Genomic DNA, 17,295 nt, shown 5'->3' with positions numbered 1-17,295 from the left:
TTAAACATAATTCCTAACTGTTTTTTCCAAGGTCTCATTACTTGCCTCATCCCAGACGGAGCTGATCTCGAATGTCCCCTGCTCAAAAAACAAAGGAAATCTTTGCTTAAACCAGTCCTGCATCGGCAGCTTGCAGGCTTCCTCAATCTCCACCCATAACAGCTCGCCCTCAGGAGGATGCTCAAGTATCGTTCCCTCAAAGGAGGTGGCCAAATAATTAAACACCATATAGCGTAGTCCTTGATTGGGCTCGCAAAATTCAACCAGCCCTTTATAGTTAATGTCATGAATAATTAATCCCGTTTCTTCGTGCACCTCCCGAATAGCTCCGTTAACGATACTCTCAGGATAATCCACCTTGCCTCCAGGAGCGATGTACCCCGGGAAACCTTTGCTATCCGGCCTGTTCATTAAAAGCACCTTCGTGCCGTCTTGCACCATACACATCGTATACAGCTTATACATAACCTTATCGGGCATTTAATTAACCCCCATATACTCAAGCTTCACCGTTCCATCCTTGTAGCCTACCACTAGGCAGCTTGCCATTTGTACAAATAGCCCATTGTCTACAACACCTGGAATGCTATTAAGCCTGGCGGTTAATGACGCGGGTTGTGTAATTTCCCCAAAGTCACAGTCAATAATAAGGTTACCATTATCCGACTTATACGTTTGCCCGTCTGTAGTCCTAATCTTAGGCGTACATCCCAAATCACGAATTTGGCGGATCGTAAGCTCAGCGGCAAAAGGGACGACTTCAACGGGTAGTGGGAAGCGTCCCAGCTTGTCGACTTGTTTGGATTCATCAATAATCACGATAAATTGCTTGCTGTTGGCAGCAATAATCTTTTCTCTAAGCAGCGCCCCGCCTCCGCCCTTAATCAAGTCAAAATGAGCATCCACCTCATCTGCACCATCAATGGTCAAATCAATCTGGCCGATTTCTGAAAAGGGTACAATCGGTATGCCTAATTGCTGCGCCAATTGCTCGGAGCCGTTTGAGGTGGCTACTGCGCGTATCATTAATCCTTCATGGATTCTTTGGGCAATTTTGTGGATAGCCCAGTATACCGTTGACCCTGTACCCAATCCAATCGTCATGCCAGTCTGGATACATTCAACCGCTTTTTCGGCGGCTATTTTTTTGGGACTCATTGTTTTCACTGCCTTCATCTCGCCTCTTTTTGCTGTTATTATACCATACTTCAGAATTCCATCCCTTACAGCTTGAATGAATGCGCTTCCCGTGTCATAATAGAGGAATTAAGAAGATTGTTAGCGTTCTCAAGTTCATGTGAGGAGTGTAGTGGACCATGGAAAAGCCGACCGCCGTTCCTGCAGATTTACTGGAACTTATTGCCGAAAACATGATAGATGTATTCGATTTCAATCAGACCAACAAGCTCTCAGAAATTCTTGATTCTTATGCCAATAAGACCAGCAGCGACGTCTACACGATTCAAAATCCACAAAAAAGACAAGCGCGTGGTGTAATATTGGATTTGGATTATTTTTTTGAATTAATTTTTATTAAGAGACTAGCTGAACAAGCTGAGAATTTTCAAGTCGACACGGCTGCACTGGACAGTTTTAAGCAAAAGGCAACCTCCAAGCTCGATGAGGCCGCTGAACAATTAAGCCAAAACGATGATGATTTCGCCGACATTATGAAAATAGCGGAAATTGAGCTTTAAATAAAACTCGGATTATAGGGGATTTGCCTTTATGGCAGGTCTCTTTTTTATGCTTATAAGTCTAAGAATCGGTCTGTATAGTTATATAAAATTATTTAATGTTTAAAAATTAACAATCATTCACTTAAAAAAAGTGGTACTATTTGTTTATACGAAGTAATGGAGTTGAATAACCAATGAGTATTTCAGACCAATTACATCAATGGCAAGAATCACAGTCAATAGTAGAAATGCACTATATCAACGCCCGTTCCAAAAGAGTGATCCATGGAAGAATCCTGTCTTTCGATTCTAATGAGCAGAAAATACTATTCTATGATGATGATGCTAAAAAAATCGAAAATATAAGTCTGGCACAAATTGAGGATATGATTGCGTCTACATCGGATGAGCCTGTCCAAGCTGTAAAAGCCGTACAAGCTGTACTAACCCCGCAAGCCCTACCAGCTGTACCCGTCAGCACTGCCATTAATAACGAGCCTGATAACACGAAAAACATGACCCTCAAGGAAGAAATAATTGCGATTATCGAGCTATTGCCTTCCAATGATCTCTACGCTGTGCTTCCCCTGTTAAAGCATCTTGCAAACCATGCAGAAAAATAAAATGGGTTGCCCGAAGGCTAGACCGATGTACTAGGTACCCCATTCACAGCTTGCTAATGATCTACCCATTCCATATCTGCCGTCTCAGGCATGTGCATATCAACCAAGGCCAAATCAATTCCTCGGTCTCCTACTATCTGTGAAAGCGCCTCCTCCATCTTATAAGCACCTATGGTAATGGATAGCCAAATGAGGAATTGTTTTATTGGATACGCTTTCAAGTCAGGGTGACTAAAAGAAATATTTCAAGTTCAGTTTTATATTCTAACCTGAAGCTCTTCTCTTCTTCCTCTCCAACATCCTCGAAAGATATCAATCTTGTTTTGCCGTTATTATTAACGACTATGTATCCATCCTGATTTTCTTTCTCAACTACATAAGTGCAGTTGTTGGTGAAATTCGGCTTGTCTGCATAACCGATATGGGTCGTGCAAATTAATGTTTTTTTCATGGATATCCCTCAATCGTCAAATATTGATATATGTAAATGACAGCAAAACCCTTTAGTTACATAGAAGGGGAGTAGCAAGCAGCATCCAAATAAAGGAAGTACATGTAACCTTATGGTACACCAAATTCCTCTATTTGAATAGCTAAAATCTGGTTTACCCTATGTATAGGGATACAACAAAAAAGCTCCTTCATCCCCGCTGGTTAAGAGCGAAGACGTAAGAAGCTTTGAGGTTAACTTGTGTAGGAGTTTACAGCTATACGTAAGGATTATTATCACGTTCATAGCCGATCGTCGTCTTCGAGCCATGTCCGGGGTAAACCACGGTCTCGTTCGGCAGCTTGAACAGCTTGCCGTGAATGGAATCCAGCAGCTCCTCGGATCTGCCGCCAGGCAGGTCGGTACGTCCGACTGACAGTCGAAATAGCACATCGCCGCCGAACAGATGGGTACCCGAAAGCGGCGAGTCTGCTGGATAAGGTCCAAGCACGAAGCTGACACTGCCTGGAGAATGCCCTGGTGTATGTAAAACCTTAATATCCAAGCCCAACAGCTTCAAGGTCTGCCCTTGATCTAACGCAAATTCGGCTGGATCGGTTTCAATAGGTGCGCCTAGCTCCGGATATTTCGTAGATCCGTTAAGCTTCGGATTCGTCAGCCAATCCGCTTCTGCATCATGAAGATAAACGGGGCAGCTTTTCAGCTTGCGGATTTCATCGACACCACCGATATGGTCAAAGTGCGCATGCGTCAGCAGAATGGCTTCAATCTGCAGGTTCGCGATCCGCTTTAGAAGTGGCTTTGGATTCATACCGGGGTCTATAATAATTGCTTTATTCTCCTCTGGCCTGGACAGCAGATAAGCATTCGTTCCAATGGGACCCAAAGAGAACGATTCAATCTTTAAGCCTTCAATACTCATACAGCGCCCGCCTTAAAACGAAGAAATCAGGTCGCGAAGTTCTTTAACGATAACGCTTTGATAGCCGATGCCTTCTCCATATTGACGGCCCATTTCCTGGCGCGCCACCTGAATCTTCTCATTGTAATCGGCCGCAGTGCGATCCGGGTTTTCTTTCTTGAACTGTGTCATTATGGATTGTACATGATCTGGGCGGGGTCCCCAACGACCAAGCACATGGCCGCTGAAATCAGTGAAAATAATAACCGGGACTGCTTCGCCGCCTCCTGTCAGGAATTGCTCCATTACATCTTGGTGCTCTTCCTTAATCAAAACCTCTGTCGGGATTCCCGATATTTCCAGTGCACGGAATACTACAGGCACATTACGAATAACATCTCCGCACCAATCGGCGATTAAAGCCAGACAACGTAGATCGTCACGGTTATTCAAGGATTCAAAAAACTCCTTATCTTCCGTATTCTCCCATACAAAAGCGTCAGACCACTCCACAAATTTTTCCTTATTCTTCGTCATACCGTCAATAAATTGCTGCGGCTTCAAGCCGGTTCCAAGCTTGCTTTGCAGATTTGTGCTCATGGATCATAAAACCTCCTTTTGGGATACTATCTTCTTTATTTTAATGAATAATCGCCAAGAAAACAAACCCTACTTTTCGGGGCGGTCAAATCGTCCATAATACTTGCTACATGAGGAAAATAGGTGAAATTATCTCCTTTGGCGCCTGCGTCTGCTTTTTAAAACCTTATAAATAATATAGAGCAAAGCAAGAACAACGGCTGAAAAAATCAGGGGTCTCATGTAAGGTGCCGCCATTTGATCAATTTGTTCCCAATTGGAGCCAAGCGCCCGTCCTAAATATACGAACAGGATCGCCCAAGGAATCGTTCCAAGGGTAGTGTAAAAAAGAAAATGGAGCATCGGCATCTTTGCCAGCCCAGCTGGAATGGAAATAGCTTGGCGGACAACAGGAACAAATCTTGCAGCAAAAACCATCATCGGTCCATACTGGTCGAACCATCTTTCGGCAATAGCCAGGTAATGCTTTTTCAGCATTAAATATTTGCCGTATTTCTCGACAAAGGGACGACCTCCATATCTGCCAAGCCAGTAAAGAATAACCTGCTGCAGGACGCAGCCAAGCGTTCCGAACACGACAGCGCCGAAGAAAGACACCTTACCCTGCGAAACCAAATAGCCGCCGAACGAAAGAACAAGCTCGCTTGGGATGACCTCAAGCATCAATCCTATTAAAATCCCCCAAACCCCTAGACTTTCAATAAATACTAAAGCGCTGTGAACCAATTCTGTTAACATCTTTGTCCAGCCTCTTCCTCTTTTATTCCGAGACATCCCGCCTTTTAAACCAAGTCTATTTTAACATACATCTACCGCTCCAACCAGCTTCACCAAAAGCGATTTTCGAGCGGGACAGGTTCGCCTGTGGCCTTGCCCGCATATCCTAACATATCCCATTAAGGGAAGGAGGGGATTCGTATGCCCAACCCAGGTAGCCATAATGTAAAGCATGACCAGGAATATCCAACCGCGCGCAAAATAAGACGCTCCTGCAGCCGTGAGCTGTTCCGAACACGCAAAAAGCTCGGGCAATGGATCGCACCCGAGCTGGTAAAGCAGGCTGATGAGCTTTATTACAAAAAAGTGCTGTTGAATTTACCATGGATCGTGGCCAATGGCAGCAACCGCCGCCTGCTCTCCGATTGGTGGGATGAGCATATTGGTCCCGAAATAGCAGAGCTATGGGACGTGGACCCTGCGGTATTGTCCAAAGCATTCCGCGATGCCTTCGGCGGGTAGAGCTGTTTGTTGGAGCCTGTTCGACAAAGCAAACGCGATGCACATGTATTCAAAAAGAGTTACGGTTATTGCGGAGCAGGGGCTGCACTTTATCCTCTGTTCCGCATGGATATTTGAATAAAGCACCTAGGCTTGAATAGGTTTACAGCATTTACTTACTTGGCTTGTATGACTCCAGCTGTTTTCAGCATCCGCTGAATGATGGCTGCCGTCTCGGCTCTGGTGATATTGCTAGTGGGCATCAAGCCAGATTCTAAGCCATTAACCAACTGGTTCTTCACAGTAGCCGCGATCGCCTGTCTGGCCCATCCGCCAATCGACTTGTTGTCGGCAAATCCGGCTAGCACCGATTCCTGCTCTGCACTATTGACGTTGGTTTCCAATCCTGCTAGCTTCATCGCCCGCGCGATCATCACCATCGCTTCTTGGCGTGTAATCGTTTGGGATGGGCGGAATGTACCATCCTCGTAGCCTTCGATGATCGCGTACTCCTTGGCTTTCGCCACTGCACCTACGTACCATTCGCTTGCCATTACATCCGTAAATGCTGTTGCTTTTCCGTTATCTGCCAAGCCTAGCCCTCTTACGGTAATCGCCGCAAACTCCGCCCGGGTGATTGCAGCATCCGGCTTATAGTGGTTCGAGTCGGCTCCCGTTACAACCATCCGCGATGCCATTTCGTTTACGATGTCTTGGGACCAATGTCCCCTTACATCCGTAAACGTCATTGGATGCCAAATCACCGAGTAGGTGCTGTTTGTTAAGCTGTTAATAACCGCAAAACTTCTCCCGTCACGCACCGTTACATACGTAGGGACATGTCGGACCGTTCCGTCGGGCTCCAATACGATTGCGGTCGTGATTTTACTTGCATCCACACCATCAGGAAGCGGTATCTCTCGCAGCACATAGGAAGAAAACTTATCTATAGTCACTGTTTTACCGTTATACGATGCAGTCACAGTAAAATCGACCGGAGCCACTACGACGGAATATCCACCTTCCTCCCCCAAATTTTGCATCAGTGTGACCTTAGCAGCGTCACTCTTGCCGATGTCAACCTGTACAACAATATCTGATAGCTTCACTTGCTCACCAAGCAGGTTAGATAAACGGTCGATCAAAAGCTCGGATGCCGGCAGCTCGTAATTCCCATTTACCGTTTGGATAACCAACACAGCCTGTTTGTTTTCCATCAATTTTACAGCATCCCCGGTCAATAACGCGGAGACCTTGCCGACATTAGCTGTTACCGGTATGACAACAGTAGCTCCGTTCCCCTCCTTGGCGAGCTGCTCTTCCAGTTTGACTTTATCCACCTTGGCCGTCATGACGGTCTGGCCATCGATAGTCGAGGCGGTTCCTGTTGCTATCTGGTCCTGGGGCTGACCGTTGACAAACACACGGAAGCCAGTATTTGAATCTGGACTTGCAGTAGTCGATGTGCTGGGACTAGAGGAGTTCGAGCGTAGCCGTGAGACCGTCACTGTGTACAGCTTCTTCGTAACTCCATCAGGTGCCGTAACCTCCACCTGAATCGTATTCTGCCCCACATTCAGGCTGATTGGTGCGCTAGCCTGGCCACTTGCCACAGTCGTTCCGTTGATTTGTAGTAATGCAAGCCCGGAGCTATCATACACGGATGCGGTCACGGTAGTCGTATTCATAAAATTGGGTACGATAGCTGCATAGGCCGTCGTACTCTTTGCAAAAACAGGGTCTAGCGTTACTTCACTGAGTGTTAGTTGGCTCAGTTCCGCAATATTGGTTAGCGTCCCTTGTATCCACTGGGCATACAGTTCAACATTGGCTGATCCCATATTGAACGTTGATGCTGCCGCATAGCTGGTTCCAGTCCCATCAGCTGCGGTATTCCACCCTGCGAATGTGTAGCCTGTCTTGCTAAGGCCTCCCGTATTCCCATAGACTGATACGGCAACCCCTTGTTCATAGGTGCCAATATCGATTGGAACGCTTCCTCCCGTATGGCTGTTGCCGTTATATGTCACAGTGCTGGCTGCTCCCGCTGCACGCGTTACATTCACCGTGTACATCTTCGTTGTGGTGCCATCCTGTGCGGTAACCGTCACCTCAATACGGCTACTGCCCACACTCAGCGGGATCGCCGAGGACGCCGCTGCGCTCGTCAGGCTGACCGGATAGCCACTGAGTAGCTGATTGCTGCTGTCATAAACGCGCATAGCCATCGTAGAGTTGGCATCATAGACGACCGCCGTCACCGTTAAGGTTGATACACTATTCGCAACACTTGACGTGTAGGATGTCGTAAGTTTATCAAACGTTGTAGACAGAGGACCGCTAGAGAGCGTTAAACTACTCAATTCCGCATTACTAGAAAGCAGAACGGGGGCTTTATAGGCACTAAAAGCTTCCGTACCTACCGTACCATTTGTTGAGGCTGGCTTAACAGAAAAACCGATAAACTTCCCGTTGTCACTTTGGGTTATTGTATAGGATTGACTTGTTGCGCTTGGTATCGCCGCTTTATTAGTACCTGTTGAATCATCTGCACGGTACCATTTAAAAGCAGTAGCGCCTTCCGCATCACTCTCCATATCGCTATATGAATAAGAGCCTGTGAGTGTATTTCCTATCCATGCGGTTCCTGTAATCGACACATTACTTGCCACAGGTGCAGCATCATATAGCCTTAACTTACTAAGGTTCGAATAGTATAGCCGATCTTGCGAATTAAAGGTTATTCCATATAAAGCCACACCTGTTAGCGTTAAAAAAACTGTAGGGGTATCAATGGTATTATTATCACTCAGGTCCGCTGCTAAAACTTTATTGATTTTGGTACTACCAAAATCGTTAAAGTATAAATTTCCCAAAGAATCAAATGCTAAGTCGCCAACAATAGATGTCCAAGTTCCTAATACTTCATGAACTTTAGTAGTATCCGTTATCGATAGGGTGGAACCACTTAAATCACTGCTTAAAATTTTATAGATTTTTTTAGTATTATATCCCCCAAAATATAAATCTCCTGTTTGGGGTTGAATAGCCAATCCGTAAAGCTGGCCGGTGCTCGGAGTGCTGCTTCCAGTTAAAAGGGTCGTAACCTGGGATGGATTTCCTGACACAGAAAAGGCTCCAGAGGTTAAATTACTATTCGAAATTTTATAAATATCATGGACAGTTCCACTCAGATTATCTAATATGTAATACAAATTGCCGCTTGAATCAAAATCAAAACTTGCGAGTGAATTATATGGGGTATCCGTTACAATACTTGATGGGGTTCCATTATCCGCAATTTTAATAATTCCTTTAGGAGTGCCAGTGCCAGCTGCATACACCTCTCCATTATGGTAGGTAATGCTTAAAGCTGTGAAGGATACATCAGTAAAAGCAAATGCATGTTGCATAGACAGTGAGCTCATTAATAATAATGTTAGCAATAATAATAAAGATTTCTTGAACGTTTGTTTCATCTTGATGCCTCCATTTTTCTTTTCAACTTCTAGACTAACACTGTTTATTCACTAGAAATTCTCTTCTTTAAGAGTACCATAACACTCTTGAACAGACCTTCAAATAAAGATCAAAACTAGGTCATGAGAACACAAAAAAACGCAGGAATTTGCAGATTCCTACATTCTTCAGCATAATATTCGTTTTGTGCCCACCAAGGAAGAATAAACATCAGATGACCAGATGAATGTGCTATCCTTTAACCGAACCCAACATAACACCTTTGGCAAAATGCTTTTGCAGGAACGGGTAAATGACAAGGATCGGTGCCATCGACAGCATGATCGCTGCCATCCGGATCGTTTCCTGCGGTAACGTCCGGTCATCTCCACCTGCGCCCGCTTGACCGACACCATTGGAATCGGAGTCAATTACGAGCGTTTTGACTAGCACCTGCAGGGTCCATTTTTTCGAATCCGATATATAGATCAACGCGTTAAAATACGTATTCCAATGCGTAACCGCGAAAAACAACGTAAACGCCGCAATCGCCGGCATTGAAAGTGGGATGACAATCCGCAGAAACACCCCAAGATCGGAGCAGCCATCAATCCGTGCCGAATCCTCAAGCTCCGAGGGCAGCGATTCCAGAAAGCTTTTGATTACAATTAAGCTCCATGCGCTCGTCAGCCCTGACCAAATCAGCGACCAATACGAATTAAGCAGCCCTAATTCCTTAATTAAAATATAACTCGGCACAATTCCCGCATTAAAAACCAAAGTAAAAATAACCGCACTCATCATTATACCGCGACCTGGCATCCCTTTTTTCGTTAAGGCATACGCCATCGAGAAGGATACGATGATATTAAGCACCGTACCCACAACCGTAATAAAAGCTGTGCTTTTTAAGGAGTTGAGGAAGCTATTGGTCGATAAAATATATTTGTACGCGATCAGGGACCATTTTTCAGGAAAGATATAAAATTGCAAGGGAACATAAACCTTGGGATCGGTAAAGGATACGCTAAATACATACAAAAACGGAAATATACAAACGACCGATATCAACCCCAGCAACATGTAGTTCACCCAATCGAATGGGGTCAGCTTTTTACTGGCAACAAAGCTCATAGCCGTTATCCTCCCCTCAATAGATGCCTTCTTGGCCCATTTTTTTGACTACATAATTGGAAGCCATCACAAGCACAAGGCCTACGACCCCTTTAAACATCCCTACCGTGACACCTGCGCTAATCTGCCCTTTGAGAATCCCATGTGTGTACGCATACGTATCAAACACCTCGGACACCGACAGCACTAAAGGGTTCTGCATCAGCAGGATTTGCTCAAAGCCGACATCCACCATATGGCCCAATCTCAGGATCAGCAAAATAATAATTGTCGGACGAATCGCTGGAATCGTGATATGCCAAATTTGCCGCCAGCGTGAGGCTCCATCTACTACTGCTGCTTCATAACGCTGTGGATCAACACCTGCCATTGCCGCAAGAAAAATAATGGTGCCCCAGCCTGCTTCCTTCCACATATTTTGTGCGGTGATCATCGCCCAGAAATAGTTTGGATTCGTCAGGAAAGCTACACTTTCACGACCTGAGCCGGTAATGAGCTTGTTAATGATTCCCACATCTGTGGACAGGATGAAAAAGGTCATACTCGCCACAACGACCCATGACAGAAAATGGGGCAAATACACGACGGATTGATTAATCCGTTTAAAGGTTTCATGCCGGACTTCGTTGAGCATAAGCGCAAGTACAATCGGGAGCGGGAACATGAACACCAGCCCAATCAGGTTGATTCCGAATGTATTGCGCAGCATCACATAAAAGTAATTATCGGAAAATAGCTCCGTAAAATGCTTGCCTCCGACCCACGGGCTGCCCCAAAATCCGCTGAACGGATTATAGTCCTTGAATGCGATAAGCAGGCCCCACATCGGGACAAATTTAAAAATAATAAAATACAGGACACCTGGTAAAGCAAGCAAGTACATATACCTGTATTGCAGCATGCGATTTCCGAGCCGAGGCCAAAATCTGGCTGCGCGTTGATTTTTTCTGGTTAGTTTTAAGTTAGCCACTGCATTAGGCTCCTGCATATTTACACCTCTTTTCGATTCATCACCCCAGAATAAGCCGCCACGTGAAATGGGGTGGGGTTAACCTCACTTCACGCTGTAGCAGCGGCTATTTGAGAAGTATTATTAGACCTGCTGGCGAATGTCATAATAAGGCTGATTGGATAGGTCTGCATCGAATCCGGGAGCAAGCCATGCTTGCCCCTGGCTGTTGTGTAACTCAAAATAATAGGCGAGCGGGTACACCGAATCGGTATATACACCAGGAATTGTTGCGGTAAGCTCGCTTCCGTTGCTGGACATTTCCACAGTCTCATAGGCTTTTGCCTGATGGACTTGGCGATATAGCAGCTTAACGACCACGCCTTCAGACAACCCGGACAGCTTTGCACGAATCTCTACCGAATCACCTCTGCGGAAAAACTGCGGCGATTTATGGCTTAATGTAGCGCGATCCGATGCGCCATGAGCTGACGGGAAAATATCCGCATAAGATAGCGCATTCGGGTAATCGCCTTTTACGGCGGTTTTAGACTCCTCTTCCTGGATAGAAGCGGCGGCTGGTATAAATTCCTCCGGCGATACAATCGCGGATGGGCTGCTTGCTGCACCCGATGCATGCGCATGTGTTCCCACGCTTTCGTTGGCTCCGCCAGCCGCTACCTCAGTACCCGCAGGCTCCGCACCTGCTTGAGCATTCGCATAGACCTGCTCCATCAAGCCGATATGCTCTTCGATGAGCTCTAGTCGATCCGCCCAGCTACCACGCATTAGCGCCAAGTAGCCATATGCCTGCTGGTCGCGGTATACGCCTTGGGTGTCGGCAACAATCTGCTCCCAAGCGGCTTTCGCCAAGCGGTAGCTGTCCAATGCTTCGGCAAGCCGTTCCTGGCTGCCCGTCCGCTCGTGCCACGAGTATGCAACAGCGGAGCGCATCTTATGCGCGAAAAACTTGCCCAGTCCCGCTTGCACAGCCACATCGACCGCCAGGCGGCGGTAGCTGCTGTCTGCTGCGTCCTCAATCAGCGACGCAGAAGCGATTAGGTACTGCTCGGCTGTTTCGGCCAGCTTCGTCAGGCGGTCTGCTACCTCAAGAGGAGAGATTCGACCGTTGCGTTGATTGTTCAGGCAATCCTCGACAAAGTCGTCGATCCGATAAAACAACGCAGAGTCCAAGGGGCTGACCGCGCCGAAGGTTTTTGGTGCCGGGCTATCAAAATCGTACGGCGATGGCTTGCCTGTGAACACGATGGACTGGTCCGTATAAATTTCCGGCCAATACACATTGTTTGCTGCCGAGGGCAGATGCGCAGTAGTTACCAACGGCAGAATCCGTCCGGCATGGGCAAGCGCCTGCTCACAATCCGCCGCTGCTGCCTTAAATTGATGGCGTAGCAATCTTTGCCATACCTCCGGCTGCGTGTCCGGGTTATATAATAACCGTCCCCATAGACGGTAGTAGTATAAATACTTCCGCCATTCCTGGCCATCCAGCTGTAGGCTGATGTCCTGGTACGGGTCGCGCTCTCCGGCAACTCCGCTGCCCTTGCGTCCTTTGAACGCAAGCGGCTCGGAAAGCTCGATGCCGATGCTTCCGCCAAAGCTGCCTCTGCGGCTGTAGCCGGCAGCCATGGCCGGGTCGCCCCACAACAGCACTCTTTGTGTGCCTGGCCAAATGCGGTGGAGTACGCCGTAGCTGCGGCCCTCTTTTAAATAATCGCCATAGCCATATCGGGTAAAACGTCTATAAGTCGCGGTGATGGACATCAGGTCAGGGCGATCGGTTTTGGCCACTGGCAGCTCCCAAGGACGAATCGCAGCCTGGTGGTACGGCAGACCCATATGCTCCGCCCAGAATTTAGGTGAAAGCACAATCGGCATGCCCGTATCGAGAAAAATCTGTAGCATCTGATCGTCTACACCCTTGGTGTGCATATCGATTTCTACAGGACGGCCGCAAGCGGTCACACCTGCCATTACTACCTCCCAGAACAGATGGGCCGGCTCAGGAATCCCGCCTTCATAATGCGTACGAATGGTTACGCCATCGATGTCCGGGCAGGTTTCAAGCAGCAATTGCAAAGCGTCACGGCAATATGCCGCATGGTTGGAATCATCAACACCGGCAATTTTGTAATTAGAGTCGGGGCTGTCCTCCTGAACATAAGCATGCGTCCAAATCCCAAGCTGGAAATGAAAGCCGCGGCGCTTGGCTTCTTTGGCGATATATTGAAGCGTCTCAAGATTACGCTCCATTTCCCCTACGGGAAGCTCGGTAACACGCACATCATAACCAGGAACATTCAACAGATACGGATAGGCAAAGCAAAAATAATTATCTTTGACATCGGGATTATGCCCGTAATCGTAGCCCATACCTAATGCCAGATGGAGCCGGTTAAACCGCTGGCTGGCAAGCTCAGTCAAATATTCGTCCCAGAACGCTTTGTCATAGAACCACGGCTTATCCTCCACTTCGCTCACATATAAGCGGTTAATGCTTCTGACTTTATTATGTGGCTTCTCTGAATAGGACTCGACTGCTCTCAGCGTTACCTCTGGCTCTTCGCTGTAAGTAACTCGGTCGGCTAGCTCCAGCAAGCCGTATACCAAGCCATTGGCATCGGCTCCAATCACGGTGATCGCTTCGCCGACATTGACGATGCTGAAGGCTTCAGCATCCGTCGGCAACGGGATGCCGCTTGCTTGTGCGGCTTGCTGCGCTCCAGCGGAGCCAGCACCACATACACGGATTTGGATGGTTTTAGCTCCAGCTTCAGTGCCTTTATCGGCATCGGAAACGTTAAGACCCTTTTTCGTTAAAACCTCCGTTAAATGGGAAACCGCCCAGCTTGCTGAATCACTTGACACGATTAAGTCGGATGCATCCGAAACTATGTTGACCGTAACTCCGGTAATTGGCTTCATCACTGAAAATCTCCTTTATATTTAAATGGGTGAATGGTTCTAATTACATCGAATCCTGGAACTCTTTTACACTTGGGAAATTTGGTAGTCAGCCTTATCGAGCCAATCGGGGTTAATCGTTATACCCCATCCTGGGCCCTCTGGAACCAGTATTTGTCCATCCCGGACTTCCAGCTTTGAGGTGAATAAGGACTCCGTCCATGCGTCGGATTCAATGGATAGCTCCATAAAGCGACCGGCATTCGGAATCGCTGCGACCATATGCAGGGTGAATACAGTAACCATCGAACGGTTAGCGGCATGTGGTGTACATGTCATTCCGGCGTATTCGGCAAGCTTCGCTACTTCCAATGCCCGGCTTATGCCTCCTATGTAGCAAATATCCGGTTGGACAATATCAACGGCATGCATGGAGATCATCCTTTTCCAATGCGCCATATCAGTATCCTGCTCTCCGCCTGTAACCGCTACATCCAATGCATCGGTCACCTGCTTCGTCCATTCTAATTCTGGATAAGGGCATGGCTCTTCATAATGGACGACGCCTTGCTGCTCCAGCATTCGTCCGACCTCGATGGCACGGCGTGGTGAAAAACCACTGTTAGCATCGACGTATAAGTCCGTTTGGCTGCCAATTGCCTGCCGGACAGCAGCAACTACCTGCTCGGTTCTTCCGGGATATACGTCAATATCGCGCCCAAAGTTGTTGCCGATTCTGATTTTAAAAGCACGGAAGCCTTGCTCTGCCTGGAGCCTGCTCAATCGCTCGGCTTCATCAGCGGGCGAAATATTGCGGCGCATGCTGGAGCCGTATACATCGACAGGACGCGGCTTGCCGCCGAGCAATTCGCAGACGCTTTTATTCGCTCGTTTGCCGTGCAAATCCCATAAAGCTGTGTCCAAACCGCCCACTGCCCTGCATACGTATGAACCGGGAAATTTATGCTCCCCTTCGACAACCCGATCTACCAAATCGGCTATACGCTCAGCGCTAGCTCCCAAGGCGTAAGGGGCAACCTGCTGGTGAAGCACCAATGCCGATATGTTCGCATGGTAGGTAGCAAGCTGCCCATAGCCTTCATGGCCATCGTCGGTTTTTACTCTTACAATGCTAATATTTTTGGTTGTAAAGGTTTCGATGCTTTTAATATTCACTATCGTGCCCTCCCCAGATTTACACTTGAGTCACTTTCAGTCCAATAATCAAGGCATCACGCCCAGCAACAGTGACTTGCAATTTGGAGCCATCCTGATTCCATTGCGAATCTACCCCGTCCCAATACGCTGGACCTGCTTGCCATGCGCCGTATTCGCTGGAAAGCTCCAGCTCGACACTTTTGGGTTCCCTCTCAGGGTTTAATATCCAAATAAATAAAGCGCCATTCGCCTGCCGCGATATTCTCGCCTGCACGCTGGAATCGGATAGCTTGATGTGTGGGTTCACTCCCGCCCATTCCAGCACCTTAGCGAAGTAAGCCAGATTGCCGTCTTCATGGGCATGGTAGTAGCCTGCAGATGGAAAGGTGCCAACCAGCATCGTTTTTCCTTGGCCATACGTATGCTGCACAACGGCTGCTGTGCCATCCGCATAGTGTCCAGCGACCTGCCCGCCTTCCGCTTTATAGGACTGGTTATAAATGCCGCCGCGAACCTGGATGCCATCAAGCTCAAACCTAAGCTCGCCAGAAATATCAGGCATAAACTCAACGTTGCTTTCAACAGCGCCAAAAACCTGGTCAAGCCCATGGTTCGGCTGCCTTGTCCCCACCTTGCCGCGATCTCCGAAGTAGGCCGGGCAGCCTTCGCTGATTAAGGTTCCGCCTTCTGCGACCCATTGGCGCAACGCTTCCCCTTCCTGGCTTCCGATCATAATCGGATACGGCCAATACAACACCCGGTACTGCTTAATATCATCCATATGCACCCAATCGGCTTGGACACCTTGGTCAAAAAATCCCTGGTACGCTCCCCACATCGCTTGCTCGTAGAAAGCATTTTTGCCTTCGCGGTTTAATAAGTAATCAAAAACCTGCGTGTCCGGCACAACCAAAATGCCGATGTCCCCTTGGATCGGAGCCGACTCCAGCAGCTCGCGCTGGCCAGGGTCGTTCGCCCATTTGGCGATGCTGCTCGCCATATCCGAACGCGGCGTGCGCGAGCCGTCCATCGCATAGGGGCCAAAAGCGCCAAACAAGGGGCCGTCCAGCAGCGGACGCCATCTCGGGAAGAGCACACCACGCGCGCCTCCGGCAAGCGTGATCATTTGCCAGATGCGAATATCCGCTGGCTCGGTGACGCGCCCGTCCTCTTTGGCACGCCCGATCACCTGCGGCTGCAGCCATAGCGGGCCGCCTTGTGTCTCGGCGTGCCAAAAGGTTTTGCCTCGTGAGGCCGCACGGGTCACATCGACAGCGTGCCATTGCTTCCACGGCTGGTTGCCTTTACGTGAGGCTACCCATGTATAGCCGTAAAGGTCCACCTTCGATGCAGCCAGCCAATCATCGGCGCCCATCGAAGCCATTACATTTATGCTCCCCGCTATGCCGTGGGCAGTAATCAGATTGTGGTCATCTACGCTGCGGATCAGGTCAATCCGCCATTGCATATGTTCGTAAAAATTGATTTTCGTAAATTGCACCCAATCGATGCATTCAGGATAGGGCCCCAGCTGTTGGGGCGCCCGAACCTGCTCCCAAGACGTATAGCTGTAGCGGTGCCATGCTTGACTCAAGGCATGCAGGCTACCATATTTTTGGTTAAGCCAGATACGAAACTTTGCTTGTGTATAAGGGCTATGGCATACATTAGGTGAATAATTGCATTCATTCCATACATCATAACCAGCCATTGCCGGATGGTCCTTATAACGAAGCGCTAATTCAGTCAAAAACTTGCCCGCCAGCTCCTTAACCTCGGGGCAGTCCAAGTTCAGCACCCCTTGAGAGCCTTCCCCAAAGCCACCGCTTGCGCTACTTACGCCCATTTGTGTTCGAAGCGGCGTTCCGTCTGCACGGACATGGACAGCATGTGCATATTCATGCGCGGCCCATTCCGGGACGGATATAATCATCTCGGCGATGATGGTTTTGATCCCATGCTTTGCAGCCAAATCCATATGCCGATCGTAATCTTCCCAATCATAAACACCCTGAGCCACCTCGATAGCTCCCCACATAAACCAGTGCCGGTTAATGTTCATTCCATCCTCTTCGGCTACTGCGTAGTCGCGTTCCCAATCTTCTCTTGGCGGATTCGATTTGCGAAAATAAACGGCTCCGTAGGGAAGCTGAGGTAATTTGTCCATTCCAGCCATGATTTCTCCTCCTAAGAGTTTT

At 48.0% G+C, this 17,295-nt stretch carries 15 protein-coding genes; 3 read left to right on the top strand and 12 right to left on the bottom strand.

Features of this window, described 5'->3' with window-relative positions; all coding sequences use genetic code 11:
• Both G9U52_RS24875 and rpiA read right to left on the bottom strand, forming a co-directional pair.
• A complete protein-coding gene (locus G9U52_RS24875) occupies nt 1-480 on the bottom strand; it encodes an 8-oxo-dGTP diphosphatase (RefSeq protein ID WP_166153348.1) in 480 nt (159 codons plus the stop codon).
• Nucleotides 481-1,158 carry a ribose-5-phosphate isomerase RpiA gene (gene rpiA, locus G9U52_RS24870; RefSeq protein ID WP_166153429.1) on the bottom strand — a complete coding sequence of 226 codons (678 nt, stop codon included), beginning with the start codon at nt 1,156-1,158 and terminating at the stop codon, nt 481-483.
• A 158-nt stretch (nt 1,159-1,316) separates the two neighbouring features.
• Between rpiA and G9U52_RS24865 the strand changes: the two genes are divergently transcribed.
• Both G9U52_RS24865 and G9U52_RS24860 read left to right on the top strand, forming a co-directional pair.
• Entirely contained in the window at nt 1,317-1,697 is a 381-nt protein-coding gene (locus G9U52_RS24865; RefSeq protein WP_166153347.1) for a hypothetical protein, read from the top strand.
• Nucleotides 1,698-1,873: 176 nt separating this feature from the next.
• Nucleotides 1,874-2,302 (top strand): hypothetical protein, encoded by a 429-nt coding sequence (locus tag G9U52_RS24860; protein ID WP_166153346.1) that lies wholly within the window; start codon nt 1,874-1,876, stop codon nt 2,300-2,302.
• 217 nt (nt 2,303-2,519) lie between these two features.
• Here G9U52_RS24860 and G9U52_RS24855 read toward each other — a convergent pair whose 3' ends face one another.
• The 4 genes from G9U52_RS24855 to uptA form a co-directional block, all read right to left on the bottom strand.
• Nucleotides 2,520-2,753, bottom strand: a complete 234-nt coding sequence (locus G9U52_RS24855; RefSeq protein ID WP_166153345.1) for a hypothetical protein — start codon at nt 2,751-2,753, stop codon at nt 2,520-2,522.
• A gap of 256 nt (nt 2,754-3,009) precedes the next feature.
• A complete protein-coding gene (locus G9U52_RS24850) occupies nt 3,010-3,675 on the bottom strand; it encodes an MBL fold metallo-hydrolase (RefSeq protein ID WP_166153344.1) in 666 nt (221 codons plus the stop codon).
• Between the two features lie 12 nt (nt 3,676-3,687).
• A complete protein-coding gene (locus tag G9U52_RS24845; protein WP_166153343.1) occupies nt 3,688-4,254 on the bottom strand; it encodes a thioredoxin family protein in 567 nt (188 codons plus the stop codon).
• A 129-nt stretch (nt 4,255-4,383) separates the two neighbouring features.
• Nucleotides 4,384-4,992, bottom strand: a complete 609-nt coding sequence (gene uptA / locus G9U52_RS24840; protein WP_166153342.1) for an undecaprenyl phosphate transporter UptA — start codon at nt 4,990-4,992, stop codon at nt 4,384-4,386.
• A gap of 180 nt (nt 4,993-5,172) precedes the next feature.
• Here uptA and G9U52_RS24835 point away from each other — a divergent pair, with 180 nt between their 5' ends.
• Nucleotides 5,173-5,493, top strand: a complete 321-nt coding sequence (locus G9U52_RS24835; protein WP_166153341.1) for a dehydrogenase — start codon at nt 5,173-5,175, stop codon at nt 5,491-5,493.
• Nucleotides 5,494-5,648: 155 nt separating this feature from the next.
• On the opposite strand, the gene G9U52_RS24830 is transcribed toward G9U52_RS24835, so the two are convergent.
• From G9U52_RS24830 to G9U52_RS24805, 6 genes are all read right to left on the bottom strand, one after another.
• Nucleotides 5,649-8,951 (bottom strand): S-layer homology domain-containing protein, encoded by a 3,303-nt coding sequence (locus G9U52_RS24830; RefSeq protein WP_166153340.1) that lies wholly within the window; start codon nt 8,949-8,951, stop codon nt 5,649-5,651.
• Nucleotides 8,952-9,183: 232 nt separating this feature from the next.
• On the bottom strand, nt 9,184-10,065 hold the full coding sequence (locus G9U52_RS24825; RefSeq protein ID WP_166153339.1) for a carbohydrate ABC transporter permease: 882 nt from the start codon (nt 10,063-10,065) through the stop codon (nt 9,184-9,186).
• Between the two features lie 16 nt (nt 10,066-10,081).
• Nucleotides 10,082-10,966, bottom strand: coding sequence for an ABC transporter permease (locus tag G9U52_RS24820; RefSeq protein WP_166153428.1), 885 nt, complete (start codon nt 10,964-10,966; stop codon nt 10,082-10,084).
• Between the two features lie 192 nt (nt 10,967-11,158).
• Entirely contained in the window at nt 11,159-13,960 is a 2,802-nt protein-coding gene (locus G9U52_RS24815; protein WP_166153338.1) for a hypothetical protein, read from the bottom strand.
• Nucleotides 13,961-14,026: 66 nt separating this feature from the next.
• Nucleotides 14,027-15,115 carry a mandelate racemase/muconate lactonizing enzyme family protein gene (locus tag G9U52_RS24810; RefSeq protein ID WP_166153337.1) on the bottom strand — a complete coding sequence of 363 codons (1,089 nt, stop codon included), beginning with the start codon at nt 15,113-15,115 and terminating at the stop codon, nt 14,027-14,029.
• A 19-nt stretch (nt 15,116-15,134) separates the two neighbouring features.
• Complete coding sequence (locus G9U52_RS24805; RefSeq protein ID WP_207953181.1) at nt 15,135-17,273, bottom strand: beta-galactosidase; 2,139 nt, start codon at nt 17,271-17,273, stop codon at nt 15,135-15,137.
• Nucleotides 17,274-17,295: the final 22 nt, after the last annotated feature.

Source organism: Paenibacillus agricola (genome assembly GCF_011440305.1).
GTDB classification, from domain to species: domain Bacteria; phylum Bacillota; class Bacilli; order Paenibacillales; family NBRC-103111; genus Paenibacillus_S; species Paenibacillus_S agricola.
Note: the sequence above shows the minus strand (reverse complement) of the source record. Positions and strands in the feature narration are given on the sequence as shown.